This is a genomic window from Burkholderia cepacia, from assembly GCF_001718835.1.
GTDB lineage: Bacteria > Pseudomonadota > Gammaproteobacteria > Burkholderiales > Burkholderiaceae > Burkholderia > Burkholderia cepacia_F.
Window position 1 is genome coordinate 2,428,459 of the sequence record NZ_CP013444.1, and the last position, 15,811, is coordinate 2,444,269.

At 66.2% G+C, this 15,811-nt stretch carries 21 protein-coding genes; 13 read left to right on the forward strand and 8 right to left on the reverse strand.

All coding sequences use genetic code 11. The features are described 5' to 3' along the window. Positions 1 to 21: 21 nt before the first annotated feature. A complete protein-coding gene (locus tag WT26_RS30665) occupies positions 22 to 696 on the forward strand; it encodes a dihydrodipicolinate reductase C-terminal domain-containing protein (RefSeq protein ID WP_069274700.1) in 675 nt (224 codons plus the stop codon). Between the two features lie 17 nt (positions 697 to 713). Here WT26_RS30665 and WT26_RS30670 read toward each other — a convergent pair whose 3' ends face one another. Both WT26_RS30670 and WT26_RS30675 read right to left on the reverse strand, forming a co-directional pair. After that, positions 714 to 1,517: an SDR family oxidoreductase gene (locus WT26_RS30670; RefSeq protein ID WP_069274701.1), complete on the reverse strand. Its 804-nt coding sequence runs from the start codon at positions 1,515 to 1,517 to the stop codon at positions 714 to 716. Then, positions 1,514 to 2,347, reverse strand: coding sequence for a molybdenum cofactor biosynthesis F family protein (locus WT26_RS30675; RefSeq protein ID WP_069274702.1), 834 nt, complete (start codon positions 2,345 to 2,347; stop codon positions 1,514 to 1,516). The genes WT26_RS30670 and WT26_RS30675 overlap by 4 nt, the downstream gene beginning before the upstream one ends. Positions 2,348 to 2,517: 170 nt before the next feature. Here WT26_RS30675 and WT26_RS30680 point away from each other — a divergent pair, with 170 nt between their 5' ends. The 5 genes from WT26_RS30680 (at position 2,518) to WT26_RS30700 (ending at position 6,985) form a co-directional block, all read left to right on the forward strand. Beyond that, the gene (locus WT26_RS30680) at positions 2,518 to 3,318 is read left to right on the forward strand and encodes an AraC family transcriptional regulator (protein ID WP_069274703.1); all 801 of its coding nucleotides are present in this window, start codon (positions 2,518 to 2,520) and stop codon (positions 3,316 to 3,318) included. Between the two features lie 86 nt (positions 3,319 to 3,404). After that, positions 3,405 to 4,346, forward strand: coding sequence for a DMT family transporter (locus WT26_RS30685; protein ID WP_069275202.1), 942 nt, complete (start codon positions 3,405 to 3,407; stop codon positions 4,344 to 4,346). A 189-nt stretch (positions 4,347 to 4,535) separates the two neighbouring features. Then, positions 4,536 to 5,108: a permease gene (locus WT26_RS30690; RefSeq protein ID WP_069275203.1), complete on the forward strand. Its 573-nt coding sequence runs from the start codon at positions 4,536 to 4,538 to the stop codon at positions 5,106 to 5,108. Between the two features lie 114 nt (positions 5,109 to 5,222). After that, positions 5,223 to 6,518, forward strand: coding sequence for an aspartate carbamoyltransferase (locus WT26_RS30695; RefSeq protein WP_069274704.1), 1,296 nt, complete (start codon positions 5,223 to 5,225; stop codon positions 6,516 to 6,518). Positions 6,519 to 6,667: 149 nt separating this feature from the next. Beyond that, positions 6,668 to 6,985: a hypothetical protein gene (locus tag WT26_RS30700; protein ID WP_059477386.1), complete on the forward strand. Its 318-nt coding sequence runs from the start codon at positions 6,668 to 6,670 to the stop codon at positions 6,983 to 6,985. 10 nt (positions 6,986 to 6,995) lie between these two features. On the opposite strand, the gene WT26_RS30705 is transcribed toward WT26_RS30700, so the two are convergent. After that, positions 6,996 to 7,415: a type II toxin-antitoxin system VapC family toxin gene (locus tag WT26_RS30705; RefSeq protein WP_069274705.1), complete on the reverse strand. Its 420-nt coding sequence runs from the start codon at positions 7,413 to 7,415 to the stop codon at positions 6,996 to 6,998. Then, complete coding sequence (locus WT26_RS30710) at positions 7,412 to 7,651, reverse strand: FitA-like ribbon-helix-helix domain-containing protein (protein ID WP_069274706.1); 240 nt, start codon at positions 7,649 to 7,651, stop codon at positions 7,412 to 7,414. The genes WT26_RS30705 and WT26_RS30710 overlap by 4 nt, the downstream gene beginning before the upstream one ends. A gap of 309 nt (positions 7,652 to 7,960) precedes the next feature. On the opposite strand from WT26_RS30710, the gene WT26_RS30715 reads away from it, so the two are divergent. The 5 genes from WT26_RS30715 (at position 7,961) to WT26_RS30735 (ending at position 12,372) form a co-directional block, all read left to right on the forward strand. Further along, on the forward strand, positions 7,961 to 10,198 hold the full coding sequence (locus WT26_RS30715; protein ID WP_069274707.1) for a TonB-dependent receptor: 2,238 nt from the start codon (positions 7,961 to 7,963) through the stop codon (positions 10,196 to 10,198). A gap of 3 nt (positions 10,199 to 10,201) precedes the next feature. After that, complete coding sequence (locus tag WT26_RS30720; RefSeq protein WP_059525720.1) at positions 10,202 to 10,969, forward strand: tetratricopeptide repeat protein; 768 nt, start codon at positions 10,202 to 10,204, stop codon at positions 10,967 to 10,969. After that, positions 10,966 to 11,649 (forward strand): Fe2+-dependent dioxygenase, encoded by a 684-nt coding sequence (locus WT26_RS30725; protein WP_059525718.1) that lies wholly within the window; start codon positions 10,966 to 10,968, stop codon positions 11,647 to 11,649. The genes WT26_RS30720 and WT26_RS30725 overlap by 4 nt, the downstream gene beginning before the upstream one ends. A gap of 91 nt (positions 11,650 to 11,740) precedes the next feature. Continuing rightward, complete coding sequence (locus WT26_RS30730; RefSeq protein ID WP_011659184.1) at positions 11,741 to 11,980, forward strand: type II toxin-antitoxin system Phd/YefM family antitoxin; 240 nt, start codon at positions 11,741 to 11,743, stop codon at positions 11,978 to 11,980. Continuing rightward, positions 11,977 to 12,372 (forward strand): type II toxin-antitoxin system VapC family toxin, encoded by a 396-nt coding sequence (locus tag WT26_RS30735; RefSeq protein ID WP_059663276.1) that lies wholly within the window; start codon positions 11,977 to 11,979, stop codon positions 12,370 to 12,372. The genes WT26_RS30730 and WT26_RS30735 overlap by 4 nt, the downstream gene beginning before the upstream one ends. A gap of 251 nt (positions 12,373 to 12,623) precedes the next feature. Here the strand turns inward: WT26_RS30735 and WT26_RS30740 are convergent, their stop codons facing one another. The 4 genes from WT26_RS30740 to WT26_RS30745 form a co-directional block, all read right to left on the reverse strand. Then, complete coding sequence (locus tag WT26_RS30740; RefSeq protein ID WP_059801632.1) at positions 12,624 to 12,851, reverse strand: hypothetical protein; 228 nt, start codon at positions 12,849 to 12,851, stop codon at positions 12,624 to 12,626. Between the two features lie 77 nt (positions 12,852 to 12,928). Next, entirely contained in the window at positions 12,929 to 13,117 is a 189-nt protein-coding gene (locus WT26_RS37820) for a hypothetical protein (protein WP_155123262.1), read from the reverse strand. Beyond that, positions 13,101 to 13,454 carry a PAAR domain-containing protein gene (locus WT26_RS39210; protein WP_080485793.1) on the reverse strand — a complete coding sequence of 118 codons (354 nt, stop codon included), beginning with the start codon at positions 13,452 to 13,454 and terminating at the stop codon, positions 13,101 to 13,103. Before WT26_RS39210 ends, WT26_RS37820 begins: the two co-directional genes overlap by 17 nt. Before the next feature lie 321 nt (positions 13,455 to 13,775). Next, positions 13,776 to 14,198, reverse strand: a complete 423-nt coding sequence (locus WT26_RS30745; protein ID WP_010089446.1) for an ACT domain-containing protein — start codon at positions 14,196 to 14,198, stop codon at positions 13,776 to 13,778. Positions 14,199 to 14,385: 187 nt separating this feature from the next. Here WT26_RS30745 and WT26_RS30750 point away from each other — a divergent pair, with 187 nt between their 5' ends. Continuing rightward, complete coding sequence (locus tag WT26_RS30750; RefSeq protein WP_231130492.1) at positions 14,386 to 15,066, forward strand: M15 family metallopeptidase; 681 nt, start codon at positions 14,386 to 14,388, stop codon at positions 15,064 to 15,066. A gap of 129 nt (positions 15,067 to 15,195) precedes the next feature. Next, positions 15,196 to 15,798 carry a nucleotidyltransferase family protein gene (locus WT26_RS30755; RefSeq protein ID WP_069274708.1) on the forward strand — a complete coding sequence of 201 codons (603 nt, stop codon included), beginning with the start codon at positions 15,196 to 15,198 and terminating at the stop codon, positions 15,796 to 15,798. Positions 15,799 to 15,811: the final 13 nt, after the last annotated feature.

Here is a 15,811-nt window from a genome sequence, read left to right on the forward strand (position 1 = left end):
GAATCTCATCCAGTCAATCACATGCAAGTCATCGTCGTTGGTTCAGGCAAGCTGGCAACCGAGCTGCTCGGCTCGCACAACCTGGACAACACGTATCAGGTCGTGTCGTGGTCGGACAGCGCGCGAGCGGACGTCGCATCGATCGTCGTGCACGCGGGGTCCGGCCGGGAACTCCCCGCCGCGATCGCCTTCTGCCGCGCGACGGGTTCGCCGCTCGTCGAGCTTTCCACGGGCTCCGATCTCGAAACCGGGTCTCACGAATTCCCGATCGTGCTGTGTCCGAACACGAACATCCTGATGCTCAAGTTCATGAGCATGCTGGAAACCAGCGGCCACCTGTTTCGCCACTGCGATATCAGCCTCGTCGAATCGCACCAGGCAACGAAGACGTCCGTGCCCGGCACCGCGGTCGGCATCGGCCGATCGCTCGGCCTGCCGCCGCAGGACATCCGCTCGGTGCGCGACCCCGACGCGCAGCGCCGCGAACTGCACATTCCCGACGACGAACTCGGCCGCCACGCGATTCACCGGATACGCATCGACGACGGCGCATGCAGCCTGCAGTTCGAATCGCGCGTCTACGGTGCGTCGCCCTATGCGGATGGCGTATCGCGCATCGTCGAGGCGGTGGGCCGCCACGCGCTCGAAAATCGCCGCTATCCGGTGATGGAGTTCGTGCGCAACGGCTGGCTGTAGCCGCGCCCAGGGCCTGTTCACGCGAGCACCGCCCCGCTCTCGGGCAACGTCGCACCGCCGTCGACGACGATCGTCTGCCCCGTGATGTACGCGGCATCGGCCGACGCGAGAAACAGCATCGCGTTCGCGATATCTTCCGGCTCGCCCATCCGCGCAAGCGGAATGTCGCGTGCGATCTGCGCGGCGACCGACGCATCGCCGAGATTGCCTGCCGCCGGCGTGCGGATCATGCCCGGCTCGACGCCATTCACCGTCACGTTGCTGCGCGCCAGTTCCAGCGCCGCCGCGCGAATGAAGCCGTTCACGCCGGCCTTCGACGCCGCGTAATGCGCGAGCCCCGGATACACGACACGCGGCCCCGTCACCGACGACGTGACGAGCAGCCGCCCCGCCCCCGCGCGCCCGAAGGCCGGCAACGCCGCCTGCGCTAGCCAGAACAGCGCCGCAAGGTTGACCGACAGCGTCCGTTCGAGCAGCGCTTCGTCGATCCCTGCGAACGGCGTCAGCGGAAAATACGCGGCATTGTGGACGACGACATCGAGCCGGCCACCGTCGCGCTCGACTGCCGCGACCAGCGCGACCAGTTCGTCGCGGCTGGCCGCATCGACGTGATACGCACGCGCCGTTCCGCCCGCCTGGGCGATTGCCGCCGCCTGCGCGGCGGCAGCCTCCTGCTGCAGGTCGGCGAGCGCGACGAACGCGCCGGACTCCGCGAAACGGCGCGCGATCGCCGCGCCGATCCCCTGCGCGGCGCCCGTGACCAGCACGACCCGTCCGGCGAAATCCGCGTTCAGCCGGCCGCTGCCGAGCGCGGCGCTCATTGCCCGGCCTCGCCGCCGCACGGATGCACGGTGTCGTTCAGCACCTGCGCGTGCGCGCCGATCGGGAAGTTCGACAGCGTGCCGAAATCGCCGCCCTGGTAACCGAAGATCTTGCCGTCGGTCTTGCGCTGCGCGAGGTCGATCAGCACGACGCCGAGCGTCGGCACCACCTTTTCGCGCCACACGAACAGATACAGCGCGTCCGCGAGCTTGAAATAGTGGCAGCGATCGACATCGGCCAGCCCGCCTTCGACACCCTGCAGGCACTGCCACGCGTAGAAGTTCTCGTTCAGGTAGATGTGCTCGTAGCATTCGGTCGGGCTGTAGCGGTACATCGTCCGCTTGCCGATCAGCTCACGCGTGGGCGCGTGCAGCGGCCCCGGCTGCGTATGGCCGCCGAGCGTGCCGTGCCGGAATGCGACGGCGACCCCGGTCAGCGGCAACCCGTGCACGACGCGCGTGAATGCGTCGATGCGCGTGTCGGCTTCGGTCGGCAGCGTGCCGACGACCGACGTCCATACGCCGCGGTCCGTGTCGATCACGAGGCTCACCGACGTCGCGCGGGCGGCCGAATCGATGTAGTCGACGAAGTACAGCCCGTTGCGCAACCGCGTGACGCGGCACGGCTCATGGCCCTCCTCGCCGGTTGCCGCGTCACGCCACTGCAGCGTGCGCGCCCCGAACGTATAGACGCGCGATGCGCCGGATGCATCGTCGAGTTCAAGGGTCTCGCCCGCGAGCGCGCCGGCGGGCGCAAGAACGTTCGCTTCCGGCGCGAAGCCGTCCGCGAGCGCGCCAACCTGAATGAATACCGGATCCTGTCGTTCCACCTGCCGTCTCCCGCGCAGCTTCAGGCCCGGCGGGCCGTGTACGCTGCTCGTCCGACATGGTGCTTGCAATGCGCGGCGTGCGGTATCGGCCAAAAGGATGAAGGGCGCGCGGCGCCGGAACGCGCTAAAGTGCGTCTGATCCGCGCCGGGCCGGCGCGCGAGGAGCGCACATGCACCGCGTCACCCACTACCGACGGACCGGCGAAGGCATCGAGGCAATCAGCCTCGAATCCGACCGGGCGTTTCCGCGCCACGCGCACGACGAATTCGGGGTCGGCGTGATCGTCAGCGGCGCGCACCGGTCGTGGAGCGGGCGCGGGCAGGTCGACGCCCTGGCCGGCGACGCGATCATGGTCAATCCGGGCGAAATGCACGACGGCTCGCCGCTCGGCGGCGATGCACGCCGAAGCTGGCGGATGCTGTACCTCGCGCCCGCGCTGGTCGCGGGCGTCGCGGCGGAAGAAGGCCTCGGCGGCATCGAACTGGCGCATCCGGCAGTGCGCGACGCGCGGCTGGCCGCCGCCGTGAGCCGGCTCTACGCGCGCATCGTCGGCGACGAAGACGGCACGTCGCTCGCCCGCGACGAGGCACTCGTGATGCTCGTCGCCGGGCTGCTCGCCCGGCACGCGAACCGCACGCTGCCCGCGCCCGGCGCCACGCCCGCGATCCGCGCCGCACGGGAGCGGCTCGACGCGGCACCGGCCGCCCCCGTTTCGCTCGCCGAGCTGGCCGGCCTGAGCGGCGTCAGCCGCTTCCAGTTGCTGCGCGGGTTTGCCCGCGAACTCGGCATCACGCCGCACGCCTATCTGATCCAGTCGCGTGCGCGGCTGGCGCGTGCGCTGCTCGCCGGCGGCCTGCCGATCGCCGATGCCGCGGCCGAAGCCGGCTTTGCCGATCAGAGCCACCTGACGCGTGCGTTCGCGCGCCAGTTCGGGATCACGCCCGGACAGTTCGCACAGGCGATGCGATAGGCGATGCAGCGCGTGGCGAGCCGCGCGCCGGCACGCTGCAATTTCGTTCAAGACGCGCGATGCCGCCGTACGCGACGATGCGGCGCATGAAGACACGACTGATCGGCTATCTCTATCTCGCCGCCGCGATGGCGGGCGTCGGCAGCACCGTCATCGCGAGCCGCCTCGCGGCCGGCGGCCTGCCGCCGTTCGCGGCCACGGCGCTGCGCTTCCTGATCGCGACACCGCTGCTGTTCGCGCTGATGCGCGCGCAGCGAATGCGCTGGCCGCGCCTGTCGCGGCGCGACGCGGGGCTGCTCGTCATCCAGGCGGCGTCGGGCGGCGTCGGTTATACGGTGCTGCTGATCAGTGGCACGAAGCTGTCGTCGCCGCTCGACGCAGGCGTGATGCTCGGCACGCTGCCGGCCATGTCGACGCTGATCGCGGCCGTCGTGCTGCGCGAGCGGCAGACGCCGCGCGACTGGGCGGCCGCCGCGCTCGCCACGGCCGGCGTGCTGTTCGTCACGTTCGCCCCCGGCCACGCGCTGCCGTCGCTCCAGACGCTCGCCGGCGATGCACTGGTGCTGGCCGCCGTCGCATGCGAAGCCGTGTTTATCCTGCTCAACCGGCGGCTCGCGGTTCCGCTCGCGCCGCTGACGCTGTCCACCGCGATGTCGGGCCTCGGCTTCGTGCTCGCGCTCGTGCCGGCTGCATTCGAATGGCACGCGGCCACGGCCGGCTGGACCTCGGGCGCGATCGCGGCAGTCGTCTCAGTCGTCTCGGTCGTCTATTACGCGCTGGTGCCGACCGTGCTCGGCTACCTGTGCTGGTACGCGGGTTCGGCGCGCACCAGCGGAACCGAGGCCGCGCTGTTCACGGCGGTCGCGCCGGTCTCGGCCGTGCTGTTCGCCGTGACGCTGTTCGGGGAGACGCTGAACGCCGCGCGGCTTGCCGGCATCGCGCTCGTCGTCGCGGGCATGCTCGTCGGCGCGACGCGGCGGCGGGCGGCGACGTCGCGCGCGCGGCGCTCGATCCGGTCGTCCGCATGACCTGCGGCGCGCACCCAATCGCATGAAAGTCCGGCATCCCCGTTCGCCCGCATGCCGCTCGCCAAGCGGCATGACACGCTCACGCATGCCCTGCAGGAATGTGTCCGCCCGGCGCAAAAACCGTTGCGCGCCATCGCGCAAGATGCAATATTCGCGTCTCCGCGCACCTCGAAAAACAAAACGAAAACCATGAACAGGAAAGAAGCCAGGACGAAAATCGCGGCCATGCTGTCGGCGGGCTCGACGAAGAGCGATGTGTTTGCCTCCCTCTCCGGACAAGGCGTCAAGGATCGCGTGCTGGCGAACCTGATCGCATCCCGCCCGGACCCGGAACGCTGCCGACGCAACAAGCTGCATGTCTGCATCCTGGTCGGGCTCGGCATCCTGCATCTGCTGTTCAGCCTGTGGGTTGCCGTCACGCTCGCGACCGACGCCGCCACGATCGGCCCGGTGACCTCGAGCGACTGGGCGGTGATCGGGCTGTTCCTCGCGATCACGGTGCCGATCTCCCTGCTGTTCATCTGGGGCTTCGCGACGCATCGCGTCGGCGCATATCACGCGTTCATCCTGCTGCTGATCGTGCAGATGCCCAAGCAGATCGGGCGCCTGGCTGCCACCCCCGGCCCTTCGCTGGCCGGCCTGGCGATCTCGATCGCGCTCGTGGCTTACGTCTATTTCGTCCGCAACCGCCTGTTTCCCGATTACGTGGGGTTCCGGCCGCGCAAGGTGGACAACCGCTACGCGTTCGTCGAACACGCCTGAGGCAGTCGTCTCCGCCCGCCCCGAGCTTCGCGCACCCTCGCGCAAGTTTTCCTTGACTTCAACGCGCCAGGAACTAATATACGCACCGCGTATATTTTCCGCCAGGAGCCGCCGATGACCGTTCCCCAGCAAGCCTTCCTCCGCGACGCGATGCGCCGCCTCAACATGACCCGCGAAGCATTCGCCAATCGCATCGGCGTCAGCCGGCGCGCGCTGGACACCTGGCTGCTGCCCGACGATTCGCAGGAATCGCGCGGGATGCCCGAGATCGTCGAACGCTTCGTGTCGGAAATCGTCGAGCGCTCGGCACCGGAAGGCGGCGGCTATACGCAAAGCGTAGATAATCAAGGACTCGCCAAGCAGTTCTTTTTCGAAGGCAAGCCGCAACTGCTGTCGGTCGACCAGTTCTCGCGGGAATCGGTCGAGGCGCTGTTTCGCGTGGCCGACGTGATGCAGCCGATCGCACGCCGCCACAAGATTTCGCGCGTACTGGAAGGCGCCGTGCTCGGCAACCTGTTCTTCGAAGCCAGCACGCGTACGCGTGTGTCGTTCGGCGCCGCCTTCTGCCGGCTCGGCGGCTCGGTATGCGACACGACGGGCTTCACGTTCTCGTCGATGGCCAAGGGTGAATCGATCTACGACACGAGCCGCGTGATGGCCGGCTACGTCGACGCACTCGTGATCCGCCACCCGGAAAAAGGCTCGGTGGCCGAGTTCGCGCGCGCGACCAACCTGCCCGTGATCAACGGCGGCGACGGCCCCGGCGAGCACCCGAGCCAGGCGCTGCTCGATCTCTATACGATCCAGCGCGAGTTCTCGCGGCTCGGCAAGATCGTCGACGGCGCGCACATCGCACTGGTCGGCGACCTCAAGTACGGCCGCACCGTGCACTCGCTCGTCAAGCTGCTCGCGCTGTACCGCGGGCTCAAGTTCACGCTCGTGTCGCCGCCGACGCTCGAGATGCCGGCCTACATCGTCGACCAGATCGCGACGAACGGCCACGTGATCGAGCAGACCACCGACCTCGCGGCCGGGCTGCGCGGCGCGGACGTCGTCTATGCGACGCGGATCCAGAAGGAGCGCTTCACCGACGAGTCGTTCGAAGGCTACACGCCCGATTTCCAGATCAACCAGGCGCTCGTCGATACGGTGTGCAAGCCCGACACGCTGATCATGCACCCGCTGCCGCGCGACAGCCGGCCCGGCGCGAACGACCTGTCGGTCGACCTGAACCGCGACCCGCGCCTTGCGATCTTCCGCCAGACCGACAACGGCATTCCGGTGCGGATGGCGATCTTCGCGGTACTGCTCGGCGTCGAGAACCTCGTCCAGCATTCGATGCGCGACGCGACGTGGCGCCCGCCGGCCTACCTCGGGCCGGAGGATGCGGTGTTTCACGGAATCGATTGAGTGGAGCGAGCGGCACGGACGGGCACGGCGGCGCACGCGATTGACCCAATCGCCGGCAGCCATTCGAATCATCAGGCAAAATGCCCGGCGCAACTTACGTATCGCTTGCTGCTTGCCGCGCGCCGCTCCACCTTTCCAATTCCATCCACATGAAACTCAAAACCGCGATGACGCTCGCGCTGCTGGTGGCCCCGTGCCTGGCCAGCGCGGGCAAGCTCGACTCGAGCTGCACGTACAAGGGCATTCGCCTGCAAGGCAAGGTCAAGGTCGTGAGCTCGTCCGCCGACCTGAAGATACAGGCCGTCCGTAGCTATCCCGATCTCAAGGTCCAGCGCGTCGACTCATACCCGACCAGTTGCGGCAAATGGCAGGTCGTCGACACGCACCCCGATTTCAAGATCCAGTTCGTCGATCACTATCCGGATCTGAAAGTGGAGTTCGTCGACCACTTTCCGGGCGCGCGGTAGCGCCCCACAACTAGGCCGCCCACGGATCGATCACCCGCAGGCCGGCCGCTTCAAACGGCGCGACGTCGCGCGTCGCCACGATCAATCCATTTGCTTCGGCAGTCGCGGCGATATAGCCGTCGGCCGGCGCGATCACGCTGCCGGCCGCCCGCGCGCGGGCGCGAAGCTTGCCATAGGCCTCGCTCGCAGCCGCGTCGAACGGCAGAATCCGGCCGCGAAACACCGGCACCACGCGTTGTTCGATGCTGCGATGCAGCCAGTCTCGCCGCTTGCCTTCCGGCATGGCCGCGATGCCGAATCTCATCTCGGCCAGACTAATTGCCGCGAGAAATAACGTTTCGACATTCTGCGCATCGAGCCACTCGAGCACTGACACATTCGGCGCAGGCCGCAGCGGTTCGGATATGACGTTCGTATCGACAAGGATCATTCGAAGCCCATCGGATCGGCTGGCGTCTTGTCGCGCTGAATGTCGAGATCGACACCCCCGATTTCCCGCCCGATTTCCGCCAACAACGTTCCCAATTTGACGCGCCCTTCCGGCTGAACCGCTTTCTCGAGAATGTCACGCACCTCGGCTTCGGTGCTGCGTCCGTGCTGGGCCGCGCGAATCCGAAGTGCGCGGTGCACTTCGTCAGGCAAATTTCGAACGGTGATCACCGGCATGATGCATTTTCCAAAATTGACTTCAATGCAGTCATCCTAGCATTTTGCTGTCACCAAAGGAGTGCCACGACAGGAAGAATCTACCGCCGCCGCACGCCGCTTCCCAGCTAGCCATTTGGACAGCCGCCCCTTGCCCACCCCTCGCAACATTTGTCAACATTCCTCGCTCAAACGCAAACAAGAACGCTTCTCATTCAACAAGAAATTACATAGAATGCCGCCTGAAAACAAATCGTAATAATTCCCGACGGCGTTCACGCTTGCGCATCGGTCGCTTCCGGGGCCACACCAGTCGAGGTCGTTGCATTGATGAAGTCCCGCCCTGACGAGCTGAAGCTCGGTAAATTCACCACCCTGTGCAGCGTGCTCGCGGCAGGCCCCGCGTTCGCCGACAGCGCGCCGCCGCCGGCCCCCGCGAACAACGACGGCCATCTCGCGCCGATCGAGGTGCAGGGCAAGGCCGAGCACAGCTACAAGGCCGACTTCTCCGCTTCCGTGAAATTCACCGCGCCGCTCGTCGACACGCCGAAATCCGTCACCGTGATTCCGCAGGAGCTGATCCAGAACAGCGGCGCGTCGACGCTGACGGAAGCGCTGCGCACCGTGCCCGGCATCACGTTCGGCGCCGGCGAAGGCGGCAACCCGCTCGGCGACCGTCCGTTCATCCGCGGCTACGACACGCAGGGCAGCATGTTCGTCGACGGCATGCGCGACACGGGCGCCACGACGCGCGAGATCTTCAACACCGAGCGCATCGAGATCACCAAGGGCTCCGACGGCGCATACGGCGGCCGCGGCGGCGCGGGCGGCAGCATCAACCTGATCACGAAGGCCCCGCACCTCGGCACCACCGCCGCCGCGAGCGCGGGCCTCGGCACCGACCGCTATCGCCGCTTCACGGCCGACGGCAACTGGCAATTCGCCGATCACGCCGCGTTCCGCCTGAACCTGATGAGCCACAACAACGACGTCGCCGGCCGCGACGCCGTCAACAACGAGCGCTGGGGCGTCGCACCGTCGATCGCGTTCGGCCTCGGCACGCCGACGCGCGTAACCGCGAGCTACTACCACCTGTCGACCGACGACATGCCCGACGGCGGCATCCCGTACGTCTACGGCTTCAACATCCCGAAGGGCGTCACCGACGGCCCGGCGAACGTCGACCGCCACAACTTCTACGGGCTGATCGACCGCGACTTCCGCAAGACCACGTCGGACATCAGCACGATCAAGATCGAGCACGACATCACGTCGTCGCTGACGGTCCGCAACACCACGCGCTATACGGAATCGACGCAGGACTACATCTGGACCCAGCCCGACGACAGCCAGGGCAACGTGGTGAACGGCAAGGTCTGGCGCCGCAACAACAACCGCGACAGCTCGATCAACAGCCTGGCGAACCTGACCGAGCTGTTCGGCGAATTCCGCACCGGCCCGTTCAAGCACAGCTTCACGACCGGCATCGAGCTGTCGCGCGAGTGGGGCAAGCGCGACAGCTACACCGTCGCGACCGACACCGGCAAGATCTGCCAGAAAGGCATCGGCGCGGCATCGGGCTACAACTGCACGAGCCTGTGGTCGCCGAACCCGAACGACCCGTGGGCCGGTTCGATCACGCGCAACAACGACTACGCGCATGCACGCACCACGACGAAGTCGATCTACGGCTTCGACACGATCGAGATCACGCCGCGCTGGCAGGTCAACGCCGGCGTGCGCGTCGACGACTACTCGACCCGCTTCACCGACACCAAGGCCAATGGCGGCAAAACCACCACGCGCGACGACACGCTCGTGAACTGGCAGGCCGGCCTCGTGTTCAAGCCCGCGCAGAACGGCAGCATCTACGCGTCGTACGCGACGTCGTCGACGCCGGCCGGCATGCTGCTCGGCGAAGGCAGCGAAACGCAGTCGCTCACGCCGGGCCGCGGCGGCGTCGGTCCGAACGCCGATCAGCTGTCGCCGGAGAAGAACCGCAGCATCGAGTTCGGCACGAAATGGAACGTGCTGAACGACAAGCTCGCGCTCACCGCCGCGCTGTTCCAGATCGACACGACGAACGCGCGCGTGACGCTGCCGAACAACCAGTACGCGATGGTCGGCAACAAGCGCGTGCAGGGTCTCGAGCTCGGGGTCGCCGGCCAGATCACGAAGCAGTGGCAGGTGTTCGGCGGCTATACGTACATGAAGAGCGCGTTGCGCGACAACGGCAAGGACAGCGCGAACAACGGCAACCGCTTCCCGAACACGCCGAAGCACAGCCTCACGATGTGGTCGAACTACGACGTGACGCCGAAGTTCACGGTCGGCGGCGGTGCGTTCTATATGTCGGAAGTGTTCGGCGATCCCGCGAACCTGCGAGCGGTGCCGTCGTACTGGCGCTTCGACGCGATGGCGCAGTACCGGATCAACAAGAAGCTCGACCTGCAGCTGAACGTGAACAACCTGTTCAACCGCACCTACTTCGACCAGGCGTACCCGGCGCACTACGCGTCGATCGCACCGGGCCGCTCGGCGTTCGTCACGCTGAATGCGCGCTACTGATCGATGGAGGCCGTGTCGTTGAAGGCGCTCGCGTCGGTGTCGCCGCGCGAGTTCGCCGACATCCTGGCCGGGCCGCCCGAGCGCGCCGCTGCGTGGGTCGCGGCGGCGGCCGACAACGGCATCGTCGATGCCCAGGCCGTCTACGGGCAGTACCTGCTCGACGGGCATGGCGTCGCGCGCGACCCGGCGGCCGCGTTCAACTGGTTCCGGCACGCGGCGCGGGCCGGCCACGCGATGGCGATGAACATGCTCGGCCGCTGCTACGAGTTCGGCTGGGGCACGGCCGCGTGCGCGCCGGTCGCCGTGTACTGGTATCGGCTTGCCGCGCAGGCGGGGCTCGACTGGGGCATGTACAACTACGCGACGGCGCTCGCGCTCGGCAACGGCATCGACGAGAACCGCGCCGACGCGCTCGACTGGTTCCGCCGCGCGGCCGCGCTCGGCCATGCGAAATCGATCAACCTGATCGGCGGCTTCTACGAAGACGGCTGGGTCGTACCGGCCGATGCCGACGCCGCGTTCGACCACTATCGCCGAGCCGCCGTCGCCGGCGACTTCCGCGGCCAGTTCAACTATGCGCGGCTGCTTGCCGAGCGCGGGCGCATCGACGAAGCGCTCGGCTGGCTCGCGCGCGTGCCGGCCACCGCCACCCCCGCGTTCGTCGCGAAGATGCGCGCGTATCTCGCGTCGTCGCCGATCGACGCGTTCCGTGCGGCGGCGCTGCAGTTGCAACCCCGGTCGCAGCCACACTGCATGGAATCCGCATCATGATGCTTCATATCCCCGGCGTGTTGACCAAGACGCAGGTCGCGCAATGCCGCGACCACCTCGATGCGGCCGAATGGGTCGACGGTAACGCGACGTCCGGCACGCAGTCGGCGCTCGCGAAACGCAACCGGCAATTGCCGGAAGGCTCGCCTGCCGCACGTGCGGTGGGCGATGCGATCCAGGACGCGCTCGCGCGCCACCCGCTGTTCTTTTCGGCGGCGCTGCCGCTCAAGGTGTTTCCGCCGCTGTTCAATCGCTACGAAGGCGGCGAGACGTTCGGCACGCACGTCGACAACGCGATCCGGTTGCTGCGCGGCACGGATTTCCGCGTGCGCAGCGATCTGTCGGCGACGCTGTTTCTCGAGGAGCCCGAAGCGTACGACGGCGGCGAGCTGTGTGTCGAGGATACGTACGGTACCCACCGCGCGAAGCTGCCGGCAGGCGACCTCGTGCTGTATCCGGCGTCCAGCCTGCATCACGTGACGCCGGTCACGCGCGGCGAACGCGTCGCGTCGTTCTTCTGGATCCAGAGCATGGTGCGCGACGACGGCGACCGCACGCTGCTGTTCCAGCTCGATACGCAGATCCAGGCACTGTCCGCCGAGAAAGGCGCGAAGGACCCGGCGGTCATTGCGTTGACGGGGATTTATCACAACCTGTTGAGGAAGTGGGCCGATGCGTAGCGTGAACGGGTAGCGCTACCCGCCCCCGGCGCTTGCGCCACGTCGGACTCCATGGATAAAATGACCATCGTCAAGTGACCATGCTCATATCATGATGCCGCACGCTCCCGTATCGAAATCCGAATTCAAGGCTCGCGCACTCGAATACTTCCGGCTCGTCGAGGCGTCGGGCGAAAGCCTGATCGTCACCGATCACGGCAAGCCGACGCTCGAGATCCGGCCGTATCACGCACGCGAAGCTCAGCCGTTGGACATATTGCGCGGCTCGGTCATGCGCTATGACAATCCTCTCGATCCGATTGCGGAAGATGATTGGGAGGCGTCGCGGTGATCGTGCTGGATACGCATGCGTTGGTGTGGTGGGTGGCGGGCGACCCGTCGCTCAGCAGGAAGGCGAGAAGCGCGATCGATCGCGCACGGAGCGAAGGCGCGCTTGCCGCATCCGCGATCTCCGCCTGGGAGATCGCGATGCTGGTGCGCAACGACCGCCTCGCCCTGACGATGGATGTCGACGCATGGCTCGCCACCGTCGCGCAGATCGACGGGATGCGCTTCGTGCCCGTCGACGCCGACATCGCCGCAAGATCCACCGACCTCCCCGGCGCGTTCCACAAGGATCCGGCCGACCGCATGATCGTCGCGACCGCACGACGGCTCGGCGCGCCGCTCGTCACGCGCGACGAAAAAATCCGCGCTTACGCGCACGTCAAGACGCTCTGGTAATCCGCACACGGGCTGCGGGCCAAACCGCGACACATGCTCCGCCGGACTCTGGCATATTGGCGAATCGTCTGACAAAAACGACCTCGGCCGGCCACGCATGGCGCAACGGCGTGCCCGCCGGAGCAAGGAGAATAACACTGCCGCCGTACCCGACTCATAACAACGATCTGGAAAAAATGAGGGCTCGCACGGCGCCCTCAAATTCATATAGGCATGCGCACGACGCGACGTGCCTTTGCATCTCGACCAAGTTATCTATTCAGCCAGAAATAGTAGCTCGCCGTAGCCGCCAATACGACTGCGGCAGTATAAAAAGCTAGTTGGTTGCGAAGGAAGTCAAGCTTGCTTGGCTCTTCCTCGATTTCGTTGTCCAGATTCCAGTAGTCGAACATCCACGGAGTATGCGCGACGTTGAGCAGCAACACTGCAGCTGAGCTTACGAACAGCACGAAGAGGACAATTTCCTGAATAGTTGACATACTGACCTATCAACGAGCATTCCAACGCGTGAAAATTTCGAGTTCCATCTGATATAGCTCATCCAGTGCACCACCGATCATGCCGCCCGCAATAGTGCTGCCGATCCATCTGTAAAGTGAGCAGTGCAACGCAGCCCTTCGCAACTGCCTTGTTCGTCCAGCTTGAACCTTACCCAGTGTTCGGGATCAGCCTTCGTCAACGCCGCAACATCGGTCGCCGCAAATCCCATGCTTGACAGCCCGTCGCCGTCATATTGCTCGAACATCACGCTTTGCGAGGGGGAGCATGGTCGGCATCGGATAGCAGCCGCACGAAACCTTGTCGCCCTCAAGAGCTACCTTCTGCCCCATCCAGCCATCGGGGAACCGCGGCCCGATTGGAACGATATGGCCAACCGAACTGCATGCCGGGCACATCACCGACGCGCCAATATGCGTCAACTGCTGCCCCATGACTGACGTAGTGGCAATGCCGTCGGTCACTACGCCTCCGGCAGTCGACTTGTCACCCACTCTCAGATAATGTCTTTTCACCGCTTTCGGCCTTCTCGATTTTTTGTTCGACGAATGCCGAGCGCATTTTCCACGAATTACCGAAAACACGCGTCAAACTCCGCAATATTTGACAACAATCGCCGCGACATGCCGCTTCATCGCGAGACACGACATCTGCGAGCCCAGTGCCGGCAGCAGTTCCTGCAGCGAAAATCTGCCGATTGGCGACACCATGTACATACGAATGTCGAGTTCGTCTACGCCGAGGAACTGGAATTGAAGCCCCACGACGAAGCAAAAGGCGGGCTACAGCAGACGTCCGAATGGCTGCTTTAACGGCTCATGCTGACGTGCGCAATCGAGAACGCTCGACGCGGAAACTCCGGCCATCGACGCATCACCGCCGATGGCACGGCTGCCGAAAGCGCCTCATGCCCTTTGCAAGATATCGATCGCCTTTTCGGCATCGCCCAGCGAGTCGACCGCGATGTACGCGATGAACTGGGTGCCCAGCACGGCAGCCGACACGCCGCGGAGATTGATTCCCCCGTCGGCGAGCAGTTGGGTCAATTGCGCGATGATCCCCATTTGATCCAGCCCCATCACGCGGACGGAGTGAAGGCTCGGGGTGACGTTGAACCCCACCTGCGTGGCCGCGCGGATCACCGCATCTCCCAGCAGCGGCGCGACAAACACGACGCCCTTGCCCGCCGCCTCCGACGTGCGGCGCGCGACGATGAACTGCAAGTCCGCGCCGGCATCCCGCAGCGCGCTCAATACGTTCGCGAGGCCGCCCGGCTTGTCTTCGATGGTGGCGGCCCAGACATCGACACGTTCTACGCTCAGTTCCATGGCAGTCCCTCCTGCCTGATGCACGTCGATAAAAAAAATCTACTTCACCGGGGGCACTCGGGCAAGGCGAGCGGCGCATCCCGCCACTTCGAAACTCTGGCATATTGCCGAATCGACGCGTCGCGCGCGGTGCGCGTTGCCGAATCGCGACCGACGACTTTCCATTTCATCGTTTCCTCCAGCCATCGTGATCTCACTTTCCGATCCCGTCGTTCGCGCGGTCACGCTGATCGAATCGCATGAACGCTTCGTCGACCTCGCGACCCTGCATCATCGCGTCGCAGTCGACCTTACCCGCAGCATCGTGCCGGGCGACAGCGAACATTTCCTGAAGGTCCGCCGCGGCGTGGCCGACCGGCTCGTCGTCGCCGCGAGCACCCTTCCGGACAACCTGCGCCTGCTGGTGAAGGAAGGCTATCGCCCGCTGGCGCTGCAACGCACATATTTCGACAAGCATCTCGCCGATTTGCGCCGCGCGCTGCCGTCCGACACGCCGGAGGAAACACTGCTCGAACTGGCGAGCCGCTACGTCGCGCCGCCGGAAGTCGCCGCCCATCCGACGGGCGCGGCGGTCGACCTGACGCTGGTCTCGGCTGACGGAACCGAAGCGGACATGGGCTGCGTGCTCGATGCCACCGATCAGGAATCGTCCGGCGCCTGCTACACCGGCAGCCAATTCATCAGCCGCGACGCGGTGCGCAATCGGCACATTCTGTCGGCGGCGATGACGACCGCGGGCTTCGTCAACTATCCGTCGGAATGGTGGCATTGGTCGTTCGGCGACAAATACTGGGCCGTCCTGCAACGCCAGCCGAACGCCATCTACGGTCCCGTCGACGAACACGTCGTTCAGGAATGGACCGTTTGACGCGAACCTCCTGCACGAAAACGGTGCAACGCCCCGCCGCGGCACGCGCGCCCGCGGGCGAATCCGCACTTGCCCATCGCCGCCCGCTCCCGCACAATCCCGGCACCTGCGTCACTCTCCCCCGCGCCGATGTCCTATGCGTCACTCGCCACCGGCGTCCTCCTCGCCGGCGGCCTCGGTCAACGCTTCGACCCGAGCGGCCTGCACAGCAAGCTGCTCGCGCTGCTTCCCGACGGCACGCCGGTTGCGGTCGCGGCCGCCCGCCGTCTCGCGGCGGCCACGGCCGACGTGATCGCCGTCGTGCGCCCCGGTGCCGAAAAACTCGCGATGCTGCTGAACGAATCCGGCTGCCATGTCGTCTACGCACCCGACGCCGTGCGCGGCATGGGCGCGAGCCTCGCGGCCGGCGTACGCGCGACGCCCGACGCGAACGGCTGGCTCGTCGCGCTCGGCGACATGCCGTGGATCGCGGCTTCCACCTACGAAAGCGTCACACGCGCACTCGACGCCCACGACGCGTCGATCGTCGCACCCGTGCACCGCGGCGTGCGCGGCCACCCGGTCGGTTTTGCCGCGCACCACTTCGATACGCTCGCCGCCCTCGACGGCGACACCGGCGCCCGCGCACTGTTCGCCAGCGCACCGGTCAGGCTGCTCGACGTCGACGATCCGGGCATCGTGCGCGACGTCGATACGCCCGCGGACCTCGCGCGCGGACGCGGCGACCGCTGACGAATCCGGGTGC